This window comes from Salinibaculum sp. SYNS191, from assembly GCF_037338445.1.
Classification (GTDB): Archaea; Halobacteriota; Halobacteria; order Halobacteriales; family Haloarculaceae; genus Salinibaculum; species Salinibaculum marinum.
This window is the reverse complement of the sequence record NZ_CP147838.1, coordinates 1842088-1857547: the sequence shown is the minus strand read 5'-3', so window position 1 is coordinate 1857547 and position 15460 is coordinate 1842088. Positions and strand designations below refer to the sequence as shown.

Sequence of the window (15460 nt, the reverse complement as noted above, 5' to 3'; positions counted from 1 at the left end):
ATGAAACACCTATCCACTCCCACAGTCGCACGCTCACCGGTCCACCGGGACGGCCGCGCCGTCTCCGAGGTCATCGGCTTCATCCTCCTCTTCGGACTCGTCATCGCCGGGGTCTCCATCATCCAGACCTACGGCGTCCCCGCCCAGAACGAGCGCCTCGAGTTCGACCACAACCTCCGCGTCCAGGACGACGTCGTCCGCCTCGCCGACGGCATCGAGACCGCCGGCCTGACTGGCGCGCCCGTCTCGGCCACTGTCGAGGCTGGCACGGACTACCCGTCCCGGTTGTTCTTCTTCAACCCGACGCCAGCGGCCGGCACGCTCCAGCTGGGCGACCCGCTGTGGGTCAACATCAGCAACGCGAACGCAACGGGTGATATCGGCGACTACTGGGACGGAAGCCAGCGCAACTTCACCACCCGCCCGGTCGTCTACACGCCCGACTACAACATCTACCGGGCGGCCCCGACGACGCTCGTCGAGTACGGCGTCGTCTACAACGCCAACCCCAACGGCGTCGCCACGGTCCTCAAACAGGGGAGTTTCATCCGCGGCGACCGCATCACGCTGGTCACCGTCGACGGTACCTTCAACCGCGGCAGCGTCCGCTCGATCAGCGTCGAGGCCGTGCCGATCAGCGCGCCCAGCCGCAGCGTCACGCTGACGCCGACCGGCAACATGTCGCTGACCATTGGGACCAGCCTGTCAGTCGCCGACTGGAAGGACATCCTGGCCGACGAGAACGCGTCCAACGGCGGGCGCGTGACGAACGTCTCATCCGGACCGGCCACTGGAACGGTCACCATCGAACTCGACCCGAACGTTAGCTACGAACTCCGCCTGGCCCGCGTCGGCATCGAGAGCGGCTACGACGAGTCGGCGTCCGAGCCAGTTTACCTGACTCCTGTCGACAGTGTGAGCCAGACTGTCCCCGAAGGTAGCACCACGGAGGTCACCTTCGAGGTCCGCGACGCGTTCAACAATCCGGTGAGCAGTCAGAACGTCAACATCTCGACGCAGGATGGCCGTTCGTCAGTCACTCCGGAAACGGTGAAGACCGACGCCGACGGCCGCGTGCGTGTCACCTACACCGCTCCGACGTTCAGCGGGACGACCACCATCACCGACCGACTGAACGCGACCTTCGGTCCCGAAGTCGGTTCCAGCCTCGACCCCACGGCGCCCGAGAACGCTACTGTCACGTTCACCTTGGTGAACTCAGACAGCAGTGGTGTCCAAATCCAGACCGGGACGGGTCAGGGTGGTGAGTCCGACTGGAGCACGGAGAATAACACACAACAGTTCACCGTCGCCAACGGTCGCTGGAATAGCATCGACAGCGTCAACGCGATTACGCTCAGCGACGGCGAGATGGTAACTGTCGAGCGGTGCAAAACGGGAACTCCTGGTAACAGCAACAATACTGTCTTCACCGAGTGCAAGTTCGTCGATACGCTACGACTATCGTTCTCGTTATCGAATGCGACCGACAGTTACACTGCTGACGTGAACCTCGAAGACTGCAATCAAGACGGTGATTTTGTTGACTCTTGTAAGGTCGACAAACTCACGTTCGAAGAAGAGAGCACTGTCACTCTTTATGACAACAGTGGTTCTGTCATCTTCGAGGAATCGCTGGATACTGATGGGGCAGATGGTATCCTGAGCCCTGGGGGAACCAATATCCTCAACATTACGCAATACAGCGCGGGTTCGTCGAATGATCTTCACCGTCTCAAACTCACGGACGCCACCTGGCTCACTAGCCTCATACAAGGTCGCGTCACGGTCAACATCACAGAATCGTGATGGAGGGCTGAGAATCCAGTCCGTTACTCCTCTTCCTCGTCGTCCACGACCTCTATCCCCCTGTTGTTCACAGCCGCCGGGTCCAGACCCACTTCCTGCAGGAACTGCTTGTACTCCCGCTCGCACTGCTCGGCATCCTTCTGACGGTCGCTGGCTCGGTCGCAGAGTTGCACCAGGTCCTCCGGCACGTCGTTGGTGTAGACGATCCAGTGGTTGATGAGGTCCGACAGCCGGCGGATGGGCGAGGTGAAGTGGCCGTAGATCTCGAAGTTCAGCGCGTGGTGGCCGCCGAAGGGGTCGTTCATGTACTTCGCGCGGGGCATCACCTTCATCACGGCCCACTGAATCTTGTCGAGCTGGCGCTCGGGGGCTTTCTCCAGCGTCGCGTTGACGGCCTGCCGGGGGTCGTCCCAGCCGGTGCCGGGGATGGAGACGCCGTCTAAGTCCTGAATCTCCTGAAGGGCCTCGTTCCACTCCTCGGGGCTGGGCTGGGGGTGGACGCGGTACATTGCCTCGACGCCGCGGTCCCACATGAGTTCGTGCGTGACGGCCTTGTTCGCCTTCAGCATGCACTCCTCGATGATGGTGTGCGCGCGGTCCCGTCGGGGGTTCAGGACGAGCGAGCCGTCCTCCTTGCGCTGTTCGTGCATCTGATCGGCCAGTTCCCAGACCAGCTGGCACTTCTCGGCGAGGTCGACTGAGGGGTCCTCCAGCACGTCGTCGGCGCTGTCGGGGTCGTCGAGCATGTTCTCGGCCTGCGTGTAGGTCAGGCGGGCGTCGCTGCGGATGACCGATTTGTAGATGTCGATAGTCTCGTAGGAGAGATTCTCCTTGTCGAGGTGCATCTCGACGGTGTGGGCCAGGCGGTCCTCGTTGGCGACCAGCGAGCAGACCGTCTCCGCGAGCACCGGCGGGAGCATGTGGACGGTGTAGCCCGGCAGGTAGACCGTGTTCGCCCGGCGGACGGCCTCGTCCCACATTGCCGTCTCCGGGGTGACGTAGTGGGTCACGTCGGCGATGTGGACCCAGAGGACGTACTCGTCGTCGTGTTCCTCGACGGAGATGGCGTCGTCGAAGTCCTGCGCGTCGACGGGGTCGGTCGTCCACGTCGTCATGTCGCGGAGGTCCTCCCGCTCGTCGAGTTCGTCGGCAATCTGCTGGTCGACGCCGTCGGTGCGCTCGGCGGCCTCGTCGATGACGTCCGGCGGGAAGTCGTCGGGGATGTCGAACTTCTCCAGCAACTCGTCGCGCTTGTTCTCGATGTGGCGGGCCATCTCCGCGTCGATCTCCACGGGGCCCTGGCCCTCCGGTGTCCCGGCTGCGGCCTGCTCGGAGTCGGTCATGCCGCCGGATACGGGGACGTGGTAGTTAGTGGTGTCGCCACCGGTCCCGTCACCGCAACGCACCGGTCGCTGCGGGTCCGGATGACCGGTCGTCCCTGCTCACTCCCGTTCCTGCTCGCGGCCCCGGCCGGCGTCGTCGCCGGTGATGACCTCGTGGTAGGCCGCCAGGAACTCCTCCTGATTGGCGTGGCCCGCGCCGGCGCGGACGAGGTCGTCTTCCAGCCCCCGTCGCGGCTGGTGACAACAGTCCTGGTAACACGGCTTGCAGAGGAATTCGAAGTCGCGGTCGCGCTCGCCCCAGCGGTCCCCCTCCTTGTCGTACTCCCGCGCGTCGGAGCGCGGTATCTCCGCCCCACACGCGATACAGGTCACGTCGCTGTTCGACCCCGAGCGCCACATACGCACGGATACGGCAGCGCCATATTTGGCTTTTTGGCCCGGCCGTCTCGACGCCCGCCGCCGCGCCCCCTCGCTCGGCCGTCCCGGCGTTCCGGGACTCGTGCGAGTCGTTTATCTCCCGGGCGGGCAAGAGGGCACGTATGGAAATCAAGTCGCGTCACCACCTCCGCTCGGACGCTATCGACGAGATACGCGACGCGCTCGCGTCGAACCTCGGGGTCGACCTCGACGCCGACACCTTCGAGAAACTCGAACTCGAAGACGCCGACTGGGAGGTCGTCCTCGTCGACGGCGAACCGCTGGTACTCTACCTAGATGGGGACCCCTTCCTCACCGTCAAGGGCGCGAACGAGTACCCGCCGGAGAAACACGTCGTCACCGTCGACGCCGGCGCCATCCAGTTCGTCTCCGACGGCGCGGACGTGATGCGCCCCGGCATCGTCGATGCCGACGACGACATCGCCGAGGGCGACCTGCTCGTCATCAACGAGGAGGGCCACGGCAAGTTCCTGGCTGTCGGCCGCGCGCTGACCGACGGCGACGATATGGTCGGCTCCGAGGGCCGGGTCGTCGACTCGCTGCACCACGTCGGCGACGACCTCTTCGAACTGTCTGTCTGAGTCGGCCGCCGCGCCGGTCGGTTCCGGCCTTTGCCCGCCGCGAGCGGCCGCGTCTGACGTAAGAGCTAAACGGCTGCCAGACGGGGCGGTAGGTATGGGACTCATGAGCAAAATCCTCGGTGACTCGGGCGGCACCCGTCAGACCGGGGACTACATCGAGCTGGAGGCCGGCGACCTGGCCGTCGACGACGTCGAGTCAGACCGGCAGGTCCGCATCGCGAACATCGGCGACAAGTCCGACGTCATCGACATCAAGGACGCCGTCTACGACGGCGACATCGTCGTCGCGGACATCACGCGCCACACCACCAAGGACCGGACGATGGAGCACATCACGGACGAACTCAAGCAGGTCGCCCGCGAGGTCGGCGGCGACATCGTCCAGAAGGACGACGACCAGCTGCTCATCACGCCAGCGGGCGTGAGCATCAGCCGCAAACGGCTCGGCCAGTGAGCGCGCGCCACGGCCGGTCGCACCGTCGCGTCACCGCTCTGACCGCGTAGTACACAGATGGCGAAGACGCTCCTGCTGGAAGTCGGCGTGATGTTCGCGGCGCTGGCCATCGTCGGCCTCGCCGCCAGCCGGCTCGGGCTCTCCTCGATTCCGTTCTACATCCTCTCCGGCATCGCGCTCAACGAGTTCGTCGCCGGGCGCGTCCTCTCGCTGTCGGTGTCGAACTCCACGTTCGTCTCCGTCGGCGCGGAACTGGGCATCGTCTTCTTGCTCTTCTTTCTGGGCATCGAGTTCAACCTGGAGCGCCTGCTGGCCGACCGGCGACGCATCGGCACGGCCGGGCTCATCGACTTCGGCGTCAACTTCGGGGTCGGGTTCGGCCTCGGCTGGGTCCTCTTTGGCTCGCTGCTGCCCGCCCTGCTCGCCGCGGGCGTCGTCTACATCTCCTCGTCGGCCATCATCACGAAGACGCTGCTCGACCTCGGCTGGATTGCCAACCCCGAGAGCGGCCCGCTGCTGGGCACGCTGGTCTTCGAGGACCTCGTCATCGCCGTCTACCTCGCCGTCGTCTCCGCGCTGGTCGCCGGCGGCAGCGACCTCGCCACCGCCGCCCAGTCCGTCGGCATCGCGCTGGGCTTTATCGTCCTCCTGCTGGCCCTCGTCGCCGTCGGCAGTCCCGTCTTCGAGCGCCTGCTCGATACGAACGTCGCGGAGTACCTGGTCGTCCGCGCCGTCGGGGTGACCGTCCTCGTCGCCGGCGTGGCGCTGGCCGTCGGCGTCAGCGAGGCCGTCGCCGCCTTCTTCGTCGGGATGGCCTTCAGCGCCACCAGTCACGTCCAGGACCTGGAGCGGGAACTCACCGGCCTCCGGGACGTCTTCGCCGGCGTCTTCTTCTTCTGGATCGGCCTCGTCACCGACCCGTTCCTGTTCCCCGACGTCGCGCTGCTCGTCCTCGCCGCCGTCGCGGTGACGACGCCGGCAAAGCTCGTCAGCGGCTTCTACGGCGGGCGCGCCTACGGCCTTTCGGACCGCCGCTCGCTGCGGGTCGGGCTGGCGATGGTCACCCGCGGGGAGTTCTCGCTCATCATCGCCACGCTCGCGCTGACCGGTGCGGGGTCGACGCTGCCGGCCGGCACGGCCGACACCATCTACGCCGCGACCGTCGGCTACGTGCTGGTGATGAGTCTGCTGGGCACGACGCTGATGCAGTTCTCGGGCGCGTTCGAGAACCTGCTGCCGGGCGAGACGCCGGCCCTGCGGGACGGGTCCTGACCACATCTTGAAGGTGCCGCGTCGCTCACTTCCGGTATGAAGGTCTACGAGAGCGAGGTTCCAGGGGTGGGCCAGAAGTACGAACTGGAACTCACCGGTGACAAGCGCCTCGTCGTCGTCCTGCACCACGACGGGCGCTGTGAACTGTTCCGCCGCGACGGGCCGGACGCGGACGGGCAGAAGATTCTCGACCTCAACGGCGAACAGGCGAACACGCTCGGCTCCATCCTGGAAGGGGCCTTCTTCGAGACGGTCGACACGCAGTCGCTGTCGGTGCCGCTGGGCGAGGACATCATCGAGTGGATAGATATTCCCGACGACTCGCCGGTCGCCGGGTCGACGCTGGAAGGCTGTGACATCCGCAACCGGACCGGCGCGTCGGTCATCGCCGTCCAGCGCGGCGACGAGACAGTCTCGAACCCCGGACCGGACTTCGAACTCGCGGGCGGGGACATTCTGGTGGCCGTCGGCACCCGCCAGGAGCACGCCACGCTGACCGACGTCGTCCGTGGCGAGGACTGACACGCCGCGGGGAGTACGACGGTCTTAACCCCCCGTGGCGGTTCACTCCGGGCAATGACAGCGGCCATCGACGCCCGCGACATGCGCAAGTCCTACGGCGACGTGCAGGCGCTGGACGGGCTCTCCTTCACTGTCGACGAGGGCGAGTTCTTCGGCCTGCTCGGGCCCAATGGGGCCGGCAAGACGACCTTTATCAACACGCTCGTCGGCCTGGCGCGCCTGGACAGCGGCACTGCCGAGGTGTTCGGCCTGGACGTCCGCGAGGACTACCGCGCGGTCCGGGACCGCATCGGTCTCGCACCCCAGGAGTACAACGTCGACCGCTTTTTCCCCATCGAGGAAGTCCTCGAACACAAGGCCGGCTACCACGGCTTCGGCCCCCGCGAGGCCAGCGAGCGCGCCGCCGACGCGCTGGAGACGGTCGGTATCGCGGAGAAGGCCGACACCCGCTTCGACTGGCTCTCCGGCGGGATGAAACGGCGGTTCATGCTCGCTCGCGCGCTCGTCTCCGACCCCGACCTGCTCATCCTCGACGAACCGACCGCCGGGGTGGACGTGCAACTGCGCCGGGACCTCTGGTCGGTCATCGAGGACCTCAACGAGGCCGGGACGACCATCCTGCTGACGACCCACTACATCGAGGAGGCCGAACGCCTCTGTGACCGCGTGGCCATCATCGACCAGGGCCGGAAGGTCGAGGTAGCGACGCCGGACGACCTCACGGCGCGGGGCACCGACACCGTCGACGTCGGCTTCGTCGACGCGCCCCGGACCGTGCCGACGTTCGACCACGAGGGCGTCGTCGACGCCCGGATGGACGGCGACCGCCTCGTCGTGACCGCCCGCGGCAGCGGGTCGGTCGTCCCCGCTATCCTGCGGGAACTGGAGTACGCCGGCCACGAGGTCAGCGACGTCGACATCCGGCGGGCCTCCCTGGAGGAGGTCTTCGTCGACATGACCCGCCAGGAGGGGGCGGTCCAGCGATGAGCGACGACGGCCGCACCGACGGGGGAACGGCCGCAGAGACCGGGACCGGCGTCGAGACGGGAACCGACACGTCGCAGGGGACCGCCGGCACGCGGGGCTTTCGCACCCTGCTGCGCCGGGAGATTCTCCGGTTCGTCCGCCGGCCGCGCAACACGTTCATCCCGCCGATGATAACGAACGTGCTGTACTTCGCCGTCTTCGGCGTCGTCCTCGGGGGTCGCATCGACCGCATCGCCGGCTTCCAGTACATAGTCTTCATCCTCCCCGGCCTGGTCGTCCTCGGGGCCATCTCCAACGCCTTCGAGAACTCCTCCTTCTCCATCTTCCACGGCCGCTGGAACGACTACATCGAGGCGGTCCTCACGTCGCCGCTCTCCCATCGCGCGATGGTCGCGGCGTACCTCGTCGCCTCGGCGGTGCGGGGCATCCTCGTCGGGGCCATCATCGCCGCCGTCGGCGTGGGCTTCCTGCTCGCGACGGGGACGACGCTGCCGATTGCGCACCCGGTCTATCTGGCCACGTTCATCGTCCTCATCTCGGTGCTCTTCGCGGGCTTCGGCGTCATCGGCGGCCTCTGGGCGCGCGACTTCGACTACCTCACGGTGCTCAACCAGTTCATCATCCGCCCGCTGGTGTTCTTCGGCGGCGTCTTCTACGCGCTGGACGCCCTGCCGGAACCCTACCGGACGCTCTCGCTGCTCAATCCGATGGTACACATGGTCAACGGCGTCCGCTACGGCTTCCTGGGGTATTCGGACGTGCCGGTGAACCTCGCGCTGGGGGCGCTCGCTGCGCTCACGGTGGTCGTCGTCGCGCTCAACGTCTGGCTGTTCCGCCGGGGCTACGGCCTCGTCGAGTGAGTGCCGCGAAAACTATGACAGGCGATGCCGGCGGCACCTGCCGACCGGCACGACGGCCGCGGACTCCTGCCAGGGTCCGCCGCCGCCCTCGCGCCGCGCTCCGCAACATACTGCGGAGTATGTCAACGTATGGCACGCAGGGGTAAATGTCTGTCGCGGGGTGGGGCAGGAAACGGGAAAACGGGGTCAGACGTTGTCGGGGGCTTCGGCGTCGTCCTCGACGTCGCGTTTCATCGAGTCGCGGCGGGCCTTCGCGTCGCGGCCGGTGGCCTCCTCCAGGAAGTCGTTCTTGGCGTTGACGGCGTCCTCGGCGGCGTCGACGTGCCCCTCGGCGATGACCTCCTCGGCGGGGCGCTCCACGATGTCCAGCGCGAGTTTGTTCTTCTTGCCGCTGTACTCGACGGTGCCGGCGACGACGCGCTGGAAGACCGGGTTGTCGGGTTCCTCCACGACGTGGAGTTCGCCGTTTTTGTACTCCTCAGTGGCTGTTATCGGTCCGAAGTAGTCCTCGATGAACGCTTCCATGTCGTCGACGCGGTCCTCCAGGTGCTCGCCCCGACGCATCTTGTATTCACGCATGGACGGCCATTTGCGAGGCGTCGTCTTACGTTTTTCGTGCCTGCTGTGCTCAAAAGCGACGCCGCCAGCGGCCCCGTGGCCGCGGTGTGTGTCCGTTCGCTCCGTCCGGTCAGTCCTCGGCCGCCCGGTGGGTCAGCGACCCGCGGTGACACTCCGGGCAGAAGTCACCCTCCCGCAGCGACGACGCCTCGACCGCCGTGGTGAACTCGCACTCCGGACAGTAGAACTCGCCTTCGGGCACCGTCACCGCCGTGCTCGTCGGCTCGACGTCGGGCTGTTCGTCCTCGACCGCCTGGAGGTCCGGGTCGGTGCTCGGCGCCCAGTCGTCGTCGCCGTCGTCGTCCTCGTCGGGCCACTCGCCGGGGGCGCGGCCGTCGTCGTCCGCTTCGTCGCCATCCTCGTCCAAGATGACCGCGTCGTCCTCCGCGGGCTCTGGGTCGTCCTCCTGGGGCCAGGCCGTCGGGTCCGCAGTCCCCGACTCCGCCGAGTCGACTGTCTCGCCGTCGGCGTCGGCTGTCGACGGTGGGACCTCCGCCCCGTCGTCCTCGGCCTCGTCGATGACCTCCGCGTCGTCGGTCGTCTCCGGCGCGGCGGCCGTCGGTGCCGACTCGACCGGTTCCTGCTCGCCCGCGTCGTCGTCCACGCCCCCGTCATCGTCGTCCGCGTCCCCGTCATCGTCCTCGTGGAGGTCGTCGCCGACGATGTCCGAGGGCGTCTCCAGCGTCGTCACCTCCTTGTTCTCGGAGACGACGCGTCGCTCCCCGCAGCGCTTGCAGGTCTCCGTCTCCGTGATGGTGATGACGACCTCGCTGCCCTGCTCCTCGCGCTCCCGTTCGACCTCCGGGTCGCCGAAGCGGTGGCCGAACACCGAACACTTGAAACTCATTGCCACAGACTGGCCGCCTGCGGCACATAAGACTACTGCTTGTTCCAACGTCACGTACCACTGACCGGCCGCAGCGCTCGCACGGGGCCTCCCGCTGGCCGGCCGGTACTCGCGCTCTCGTCGCGCGTTCGCGCCGGTCCTTATAAGTCACCGCCACGCCTTACTATCTCACATGCGAGCGAAGCCGGAGTATCGCGACCGTGACACCACCGAAGTTGCGATACTCGACGCCCTGGCCGACCGGAGCCAGGATGGAATGACCGTCTTCGAACTCCGGTCACACGTCGACGCAGACATCGACACGCTCGAAGGGGCACTGGCCGACCTCAAGGAGGACGACCTCATCGAGGCCGAACAGGAGAACGGCCGCACCGTCATCCTACCCGACGAGTCCGTCGTGGGTCCCGTCGACGAGAACGAGGAACCGGGACTGCTCGACGAACTCCGCCGTCGCCTCCCGTTCTGACCCGCCTCAGTCCGCCTCGACCGGCCCCGCCGCGCAGTTGTTCGGCCCGAGTTCCAGTTCCAGCGCCTCGTCGTCCTCGACCGTCTCCTGCCCGAGATTGATGGGAACGATACGCTCGGCGTTGGCCGGTTGCGGCGGCAGTTCGCCCGTCACGCGGTCGACGAACCGCTGCTCGTCCATCCCGAAGACGCCGACGCGTTCGCGCACGTCGCCCAGCAACGCGGTGTAGCTCCCGTCGCCCGCGCGCTCGTCGCCGTCGTCGTAGTGGCCCGGAGCCAGTACGGTCCCGTCGGGCAGGTCCGCCAGTCGCTCGGTCAGCGAGGCGTACAGGTCCCGCGCGAGGCTCTCGATGTCGGTCCCGTCCTGGAGGTCCGGGCGGGCGACGCTGTCGAGGAACAGCGAGTCGCCGGAGAGCAACACGCCCCCGACGACCAGCCCTGCCATGCCGGTGGTGTGCCCCGGGAGCGCGCGGACCTGGATGGCCGTCCCGCCGACCGGAATCTCGTCGCCGTCGGCGATCGTCTCCGCGTCGAAGGTGACGCCGCGCTCGACGGCCGCCTCGGGGAGGACGCGCCGTGCGCCCGTCGCCTCCGAGAGCGCGCGCAGGCCGCTGACGTGGTCGGCGTGGACGTGCGTGTCCACGACTGCGACGACCTCCGCACCGCGCTCCTCGGCGTCGGCGACGTAGCGGTCAGTGAAGGCCGCCAGCGGGTCGACGACGACCGCTTCGTCGCCGTCGACGACCATGTAGGCCAGGCAACCGCTGGAGGGGCGGCGGTACTGGACGACGGTCGCGCCGTCGGTCGACAGTTCGGTGGCCTGGTAGAGCTGTCCCCAGGCGTCCATCCCGCCGGCGAGGTTCCGGGCGTCGAACCCCGCCTCCGTCAGCAGGCCGGCGACGAAGTCGCTGGCCTCGCCGCGGCCGCAGACGACGGTCATGGGCCCGTCGCCGTCGACGTCGGCACCCAGGTCGGCGACGGTGTCCCTGACTTTGGCCGCCATGAACTTCGCGTAGGGGATGTGCGTGGCCGTGACCGAGTCGCCCTCGATGCGCCACTGGTCGAGTTCGTCCCGGTCGCGGACGTCGAGCAGCCGGACCGGCTCGCCCGCGTCGAGCCACGACTGGAGCGTCGCGGGGTCGACTGCCGGCACGTCCGTCGGCGGGTCCGGATAGCTGTCCTCGCTCATGGCTCACCGTACGGGGGTGAGGTGGATAAATCGGGCGGGCGGGTGCCACCCGGTATAAGAGGATGGCACGCAAACGGTGCAGTATGGACGGTGCTGCCCTGCTCGACCGCGTCCGCGAGGACGGTCAGACGGAACTGGACAGGCTCGGCTCGGAGAAGGCGCTGCTGGCGGCGACGGAGGCGCGCCTGGAGACAGACGCGGTGCTGGTGACCGCGGCGGCGGTGCTGGCAGAGGCCAGCGAGACGGTCGCGTCGTGGAGCGACGCCGCCACTGCCGACGCTGCCGCCGACGTGCTCCAGACGGCGGCGGAGACGCTCGGCGACGCGCGCGACCGGGTGGTGGCCGAACTCGACGACGAGGTGAGTACGGCCGACATCGCCGCCGTCGACGTGCCCTTCCTGACGCTGGAGGCCGACGGCGACGTCGAGCGGGTCGCGACTGCCGCCGTCGCCCTGCCGCTGGTCCTCGACCGCCTCTTTCTCCAGTCGGTGAGCTTCTTCGTCAACGAGGCCGACACGGCCCGGGCGGACCTGTTCCGGGACCTCCGCGGGGCGACGGACGACGTGCTGGCCGCCGGCCAGGACGCGCTCGACGCCGTCTGCGAGGACGACGCTGACTGGGACCGGGCGGCGACGGCCGTCACGGGGACCGTCGACGCGGCCTACGACGACTACGCCAGCCGACTCGACGCGATGGGGTTCGACCCGAAACCGATCTGCTGAGGCCGGCCACGGGCGGGTACACCCGTCGACGCCGGCTGTGTGTCCCGGCCGTCACCGCGCGACGTTCTCAAGCCCTCGCCCGGCGTAGTCAGTGCTATGGAGCGACGGCGGTTCCTCGCGTCACTGGCCGCTGCGGGCGGCCTCGCCGGGTGTCTCGCACCGGCAGCGACGCGTCGGGAGACCGTCGCCGGGAACGGGGACACCGCAACGCCGCGCCGGCTGGAGGGACCGCTGGGTCGGCTCGGATTCCCGCCCGACATCTGCGAGGAGGAACGGAAGGAGAACCCGGGCATCGACGTCATCACCGACCCGGCGACGGCCGGCGGGTGGCGGGCACACGCCGTCGACGCGCGGTATCGACTCGGCGACGGGCCCGGACTCGCCCCCGACGCGACGGTCATCGGACTGGCCGACGGCGGGACTGCCCGCGCGTACCCGCTGTCGGTGCTGTGGTACCACGAGGCCGTCAACGACCGCCTGGCCGGGCGACCGGTCCTGGTCACGTACTGCCCGCTCTGCCGGAGCGGCATGGTCGCCGACCGGAGGCTCGACGGGACGGTGGCGACGTTCGACGCCACCGGACTGCTCTGGGCGGCACCGCAGTTGCAGGAGGCCGTCGCCGAGCGGGAGGGGCGGACCTTCGGGGCACGACGGCGCGGCGGCGAGGCCCCGCTGCGCCACAGCGGCAACGTCGTCCTGGTCGACGACGTGAGCGGCAGCTACTGGAGCCAGATTCTGGCGAAAGCAATCTGCGGGCCGATGGCGCGTCGGACGCTCGACATCGTGCCCTCGACGGTGGCGACCTGGGAGGAGTGGCGACGCGACCACCCCGACACGGCGGTCCTGCTCCCGCCCCCGCACTCTGGGACGGTCAGGGGCGGGACGGTGGCGGACGGATAGAGCGCGACGACGGGGCTAGTCGAGTCGGACGGCGGTCCCGTAGGCGATGACCTCGCTGCCGCCGTTTGTAATCTGGGAGGTCTCCATGCGCACGGTGACGACGGCGTCGGCCCCCATCTCCGCAGCGTCGTCCTGCATCCGTTCCAGCGCTTCGTCGCGGGCGGCCGACAGCAGCGTCGAGTACGCCTTCAGTTCGCCGCCGGCGAGGTTTCGCAGGCCCTGCGTGATGTCGCGGCCGACGTTGCGCGCCCTGACGGTGTTCCCGCGGGCGATGCCGAGCGTCTCGACGATTTCCCGGCCCGGAACCGCGTCGCCAGTGCTGATCGGCATCTCGGTTGCGACTGTCTCTGTGGTGTGTACGTCCGTAGACATAGTAATAGAGAGGTTCGCTGACAGCTTAAAGCAGTACTGAGAAGTGCTATCACGGACTCTCAGAGCGTCGCGAGCACCCCGGCCGCCAGCGCGAGCGTGATGAGAAGCCGGGCGACGGTTCCCACGAAGGCAGCGACCGCGAAGCGGCGCTCGTCGGCGTCGAGCGCGCTGAACGCGTAGACGACTGCGGTGTCGGGCATCAGCGGCACCGCGAGCACGGCGGCCAGCCCGACGTACTCGTACCGGCGGACGAACCGCCCCAGCGGTCCCGTTCCGCGTCGCTCGTAGCCGGGCACCACCCGCCGGAGCAGCCACCGCGACGGTCGCGCCTGCACCGCGCTTCGCCCGATGCGGAGCGCCCAGACGCTCCCGATGGCTTTCCCGACGGCGCTCACCACGACGACGAGAGCGATGCCGGCGGCCGGCGGCAGCCCCAGCGCCAGTTGCGGTGCGGGCAGGAGGACGAGTTCGCCGGGCAGCGGCAACACGAACGCCACCAGAACGGAGTAGACGAAGATGACGACGAGGCCGACCGGACCGGTCGCCGCTTCGACCACCGCCTCGATGATCTCTAGCGCCACGGGGGCCTCCGGGGGGCTGTCCGCCAGACGCGGCCTCTCGGCGTCCCGGCGGTCCGGGCGCACTCGCCGGCGAGCGGGCGGGCGGTCGCGGGACGGGGGACGGGCACGCCTCGACGGTTCGTCCCCCCGCGGTATCAATGTCCGTGAAACGAGACGGCCGACCGCGCCGCTGAACGTTTAGGTGATTGGGGCCCAACGGGCGTGTATGGACGTCGTCTCGCTGCTCCCCTCGGCGACGGAGATAGTCTACGCGCTCGGCGTCGAGCCAGTCGGCGTCTCCCACGAGTGTGACTACCCCCCCGCGGCCAACGAGAAGCCGGCGGTCAACCGCTCGCGGGTCGACCCGACGGCCGCCAGCCGGGAGATAAACCGGCAGGTAGCAGACGCTGAGGAGTCCGGCGGCGTCTACGAGATAGACCGCGACCTCCTGGCCGACCTCGACCCGGACCTCGTCGTCTCGCAGGGCATCTGCGACGTCTGTGCGGTTGACGAGGTGCGCGTCCGGGAGGCCATCGACGCCATCGGCATCGACGCGGCCGTACTGACGACGGACCCCCACAGCCTCGCCGACGTGCTCGCCGACGTCGAGCGCATCGGCGACGCGCTCGGCCGCTCGGAGCGGGCCCGCGAACTCGTCGCGGAACTGGAGGGTCGCATCGACGCCGTCGAGCGCCAGGCAGCGGGTGCCGACCGCCCCACCGTCGCGGTGCTGGACTGGCTCGACCCCGTGATGGTCGCCGGCCACTGGATGCCCGGCATCGTCGACCTCGCCGGCGGCCGCTACGACCTCGCCGAGCGCGGCGCGCGCTCGCGACCGCGCGAGTGGACGGAGATCCTGGAGTACGACCCGGACGTGCTCGTCCTCGCGCCCTGCGGGTTCGACATCGACCAGACCGTCGAGAACGTCGCCGACCTCACCGACCGCGAGGGCTGGGACGAGTTGACCGCCGTCCGCAACGACGACGTGTACGTGATGGACGGCCACCACTACGTCAACCGGCCGGGGCCGCGGCTGGTGGACACGCTGGAATTTCTCGCGGGCATCCTCCACCCGGACCGCTTCGACGCGCCGCCGCCGGACGCGGTGCAGCCGCTGGCGACCCTCGAACTCCCGTAGTCAGACCAGCGCGGCGAACCCGATGGCGAGGTTGTTGACGACGACCAGCCAGCCGGCGGCGACGACCCCGCCGAACCAGAGCCGCCAGCCGGGGACGCACTCGACGACCGGCCGACACTCCAGCAGGACCACGCCGGCGTACAGCACCACCGCCGCCTTCAGCGCCAGCACCAGCAGCGGCTCCGTCTCCAGCAGCACCCGAATCCAGGGATTGGCCTCCATCGCCGCGTCGCCGACGGCCGCGACCGCGACGTACGTCGAGAGCAAATCGCCCAGCCCCCACACGGCCACCAGCGCGTAGACGAACCCGGTGTAGCCGGGGACGTGTCCCTCAAGCGCCGCGACGCGTCCGCCGATTTCACCTGTCGACATTTCGGCCCTCA

At 68.5% G+C, this 15460-nt stretch carries 19 protein-coding genes; 11 read left to right on the top strand and 8 right to left on the bottom strand.

The features are described 5' to 3' along the window. A complete protein-coding gene (locus WDJ57_RS10115; protein WP_338906046.1) occupies positions 1 to 1809 on the top strand; it encodes an Ig-like domain-containing protein in 1809 nt (602 codons plus the stop codon). Positions 1810 to 1832: 23 nt separating this feature from the next. Here the strand turns inward: WDJ57_RS10115 and WDJ57_RS10110 are convergent, their stop codons facing one another. Next, positions 1833 to 3152: a ribonuclease R family protein gene (locus tag WDJ57_RS10110; RefSeq protein WP_338906045.1), complete on the bottom strand. Its 1320-nt coding sequence runs from the start codon at positions 3150 to 3152 to the stop codon at positions 1833 to 1835. Positions 3153 to 3251: 99 nt separating this feature from the next. Next, positions 3252 to 3551 carry a DUF7562 family protein gene (locus WDJ57_RS10105; RefSeq protein WP_338906044.1) on the bottom strand — a complete coding sequence of 100 codons (300 nt, stop codon included), beginning with the start codon at positions 3549 to 3551 and terminating at the stop codon, positions 3252 to 3254. A 140-nt stretch (positions 3552 to 3691) separates the two neighbouring features. Here WDJ57_RS10105 and WDJ57_RS10100 point away from each other — a divergent pair, with 140 nt between their 5' ends. The 6 genes from WDJ57_RS10100 (at position 3692) to WDJ57_RS10075 (ending at position 8266) form a co-directional block, all read left to right on the top strand. After that, a complete protein-coding gene (locus tag WDJ57_RS10100) occupies positions 3692 to 4171 on the top strand; it encodes an RNA-binding protein (RefSeq protein WP_338906043.1) in 480 nt (159 codons plus the stop codon). Positions 4172 to 4265: 94 nt separating this feature from the next. After that, the gene (sepF, locus tag WDJ57_RS10095; protein ID WP_338906042.1) at positions 4266 to 4625 is read left to right on the top strand and encodes a cell division protein SepF; all 360 of its coding nucleotides are present in this window, start codon (positions 4266 to 4268) and stop codon (positions 4623 to 4625) included. 57 nt (positions 4626 to 4682) lie between these two features. Continuing rightward, on the top strand, positions 4683 to 5897 hold the full coding sequence (locus tag WDJ57_RS10090) for a cation:proton antiporter (protein WP_338906041.1): 1215 nt from the start codon (positions 4683 to 4685) through the stop codon (positions 5895 to 5897). Between the two features lie 36 nt (positions 5898 to 5933). Next, positions 5934 to 6419, top strand: a complete 486-nt coding sequence (locus WDJ57_RS10085) for a cation:proton antiporter regulatory subunit (RefSeq protein ID WP_338906040.1) — start codon at positions 5934 to 5936, stop codon at positions 6417 to 6419. Positions 6420 to 6473: 54 nt separating this feature from the next. Continuing rightward, on the top strand, positions 6474 to 7406 hold the full coding sequence (locus tag WDJ57_RS10080; RefSeq protein WP_338906038.1) for an ABC transporter ATP-binding protein: 933 nt from the start codon (positions 6474 to 6476) through the stop codon (positions 7404 to 7406). After that, the gene (locus WDJ57_RS10075) at positions 7403 to 8266 is read left to right on the top strand and encodes an ABC transporter permease (RefSeq protein ID WP_338906037.1); all 864 of its coding nucleotides are present in this window, start codon (positions 7403 to 7405) and stop codon (positions 8264 to 8266) included. Before WDJ57_RS10080 ends, WDJ57_RS10075 begins: the two co-directional genes overlap by 4 nt. A 186-nt stretch (positions 8267 to 8452) precedes the next feature. Here WDJ57_RS10075 and WDJ57_RS10070 read toward each other — a convergent pair whose 3' ends face one another. Together WDJ57_RS10070 and WDJ57_RS10065 are read right to left on the bottom strand one after the other, a co-directional pair. Further along, complete coding sequence (locus WDJ57_RS10070; protein WP_338906036.1) at positions 8453 to 8845, bottom strand: DUF5611 family protein; 393 nt, start codon at positions 8843 to 8845, stop codon at positions 8453 to 8455. Positions 8846 to 8954: 109 nt separating this feature from the next. Continuing rightward, positions 8955 to 9731, bottom strand: coding sequence for a DUF7093 family protein (locus WDJ57_RS10065; protein ID WP_338906034.1), 777 nt, complete (start codon positions 9729 to 9731; stop codon positions 8955 to 8957). Positions 9732 to 9903: 172 nt separating this feature from the next. On the opposite strand from WDJ57_RS10065, the gene WDJ57_RS10060 reads away from it, so the two are divergent. Continuing rightward, positions 9904 to 10197, top strand: a complete 294-nt coding sequence (locus tag WDJ57_RS10060) for a DUF6432 family protein (protein ID WP_338906032.1) — start codon at positions 9904 to 9906, stop codon at positions 10195 to 10197. A 6-nt stretch (positions 10198 to 10203) separates the two neighbouring features. Here the strand turns inward: WDJ57_RS10060 and WDJ57_RS10055 are convergent, their stop codons facing one another. Then, the gene (locus WDJ57_RS10055) at positions 10204 to 11385 is read right to left on the bottom strand and encodes an MBL fold metallo-hydrolase (protein WP_338906030.1); all 1182 of its coding nucleotides are present in this window, start codon (positions 11383 to 11385) and stop codon (positions 10204 to 10206) included. 83 nt (positions 11386 to 11468) lie between these two features. On the opposite strand from WDJ57_RS10055, the gene WDJ57_RS10050 reads away from it, so the two are divergent. Both WDJ57_RS10050 and WDJ57_RS10045 read left to right on the top strand, forming a co-directional pair. After that, positions 11469 to 12107: a rubrerythrin family protein gene (locus tag WDJ57_RS10050; RefSeq protein WP_338906029.1), complete on the top strand. Its 639-nt coding sequence runs from the start codon at positions 11469 to 11471 to the stop codon at positions 12105 to 12107. Between the two features lie 96 nt (positions 12108 to 12203). Next, a complete protein-coding gene (locus WDJ57_RS10045; RefSeq protein ID WP_338906028.1) occupies positions 12204 to 13007 on the top strand; it encodes a DUF3179 domain-containing (seleno)protein in 804 nt (267 codons plus the stop codon). A gap of 15 nt (positions 13008 to 13022) precedes the next feature. On the opposite strand, the gene WDJ57_RS10040 is transcribed toward WDJ57_RS10045, so the two are convergent. Next, positions 13023 to 13337: a YbjQ family protein gene (locus WDJ57_RS10040; protein WP_338906285.1), complete on the bottom strand. Its 315-nt coding sequence runs from the start codon at positions 13335 to 13337 to the stop codon at positions 13023 to 13025. A 101-nt stretch (positions 13338 to 13438) separates the two neighbouring features. Then, a complete protein-coding gene (locus WDJ57_RS10035) occupies positions 13439 to 13960 on the bottom strand; it encodes a hypothetical protein (RefSeq protein WP_338906027.1) in 522 nt (173 codons plus the stop codon). 205 nt (positions 13961 to 14165) lie between these two features. Here WDJ57_RS10035 and WDJ57_RS10030 point away from each other — a divergent pair, with 205 nt between their 5' ends. Beyond that, positions 14166 to 15077, top strand: coding sequence for an ABC transporter substrate-binding protein (locus WDJ57_RS10030; protein WP_338906025.1), 912 nt, complete (start codon positions 14166 to 14168; stop codon positions 15075 to 15077). Here the strand turns inward: WDJ57_RS10030 and WDJ57_RS10025 are convergent, their stop codons facing one another. Continuing rightward, positions 15078 to 15449, bottom strand: a complete 372-nt coding sequence (locus WDJ57_RS10025) for a DUF5658 family protein (protein ID WP_338906023.1) — start codon at positions 15447 to 15449, stop codon at positions 15078 to 15080. Positions 15450 to 15460 lie beyond the last annotated feature (11 nt).

Excerpts from the sequence above, each read along its gene's own strand:
- WDJ57_RS10115 (WP_338906046.1), top strand. The coding sequence starts at position 1 with ATGAAACACCTATCCACTCCCACAGTCGCACGCTCACCGGTCCACCGG.
- WDJ57_RS10110 (WP_338906045.1), bottom strand. The coding sequence starts at position 3,152 with ATGACCGACTCCGAGCAGGCCGCAGCCGGGACACCGGAGGGCCAGGGC.
- WDJ57_RS10105 (WP_338906044.1), bottom strand. The coding sequence starts at position 3,551 with ATGTGGCGCTCGGGGTCGAACAGCGACGTGACCTGTATCGCGTGTGGG.
- WDJ57_RS10100 (WP_338906043.1), top strand. The coding sequence starts at position 3,692 with ATGGAAATCAAGTCGCGTCACCACCTCCGCTCGGACGCTATCGACGAG.
- sepF (WP_338906042.1), top strand. The coding sequence starts at position 4,266 with ATGGGACTCATGAGCAAAATCCTCGGTGACTCGGGCGGCACCCGTCAG.
- WDJ57_RS10090 (WP_338906041.1), top strand. The coding sequence starts at position 4,683 with ATGGCGAAGACGCTCCTGCTGGAAGTCGGCGTGATGTTCGCGGCGCTG.
- WDJ57_RS10085 (WP_338906040.1), top strand. The coding sequence starts at position 5,934 with ATGAAGGTCTACGAGAGCGAGGTTCCAGGGGTGGGCCAGAAGTACGAA.
- WDJ57_RS10080 (WP_338906038.1), top strand. The coding sequence starts at position 6,474 with ATGACAGCGGCCATCGACGCCCGCGACATGCGCAAGTCCTACGGCGAC.
- WDJ57_RS10075 (WP_338906037.1), top strand. The coding sequence starts at position 7,403 with ATGAGCGACGACGGCCGCACCGACGGGGGAACGGCCGCAGAGACCGGG.
- WDJ57_RS10070 (WP_338906036.1), bottom strand. The coding sequence starts at position 8,845 with ATGCGTGAATACAAGATGCGTCGGGGCGAGCACCTGGAGGACCGCGTC.
- WDJ57_RS10065 (WP_338906034.1), bottom strand. The coding sequence starts at position 9,731 with ATGAGTTTCAAGTGTTCGGTGTTCGGCCACCGCTTCGGCGACCCGGAG.
- WDJ57_RS10060 (WP_338906032.1), top strand. The coding sequence starts at position 9,904 with ATGCGAGCGAAGCCGGAGTATCGCGACCGTGACACCACCGAAGTTGCG.
- WDJ57_RS10055 (WP_338906030.1), bottom strand. The coding sequence starts at position 11,385 with ATGAGCGAGGACAGCTATCCGGACCCGCCGACGGACGTGCCGGCAGTC.
- WDJ57_RS10050 (WP_338906029.1), top strand. The coding sequence starts at position 11,469 with ATGGACGGTGCTGCCCTGCTCGACCGCGTCCGCGAGGACGGTCAGACG.
- WDJ57_RS10045 (WP_338906028.1), top strand. The coding sequence starts at position 12,204 with ATGGAGCGACGGCGGTTCCTCGCGTCACTGGCCGCTGCGGGCGGCCTC.
- WDJ57_RS10040 (WP_338906285.1), bottom strand. The coding sequence starts at position 13,337 with ATGCCGATCAGCACTGGCGACGCGGTTCCGGGCCGGGAAATCGTCGAG.
- WDJ57_RS10030 (WP_338906025.1), top strand. The coding sequence starts at position 14,166 with ATGGACGTCGTCTCGCTGCTCCCCTCGGCGACGGAGATAGTCTACGCG.
- WDJ57_RS10025 (WP_338906023.1), bottom strand. The coding sequence starts at position 15,449 with ATGTCGACAGGTGAAATCGGCGGACGCGTCGCGGCGCTTGAGGGACAC.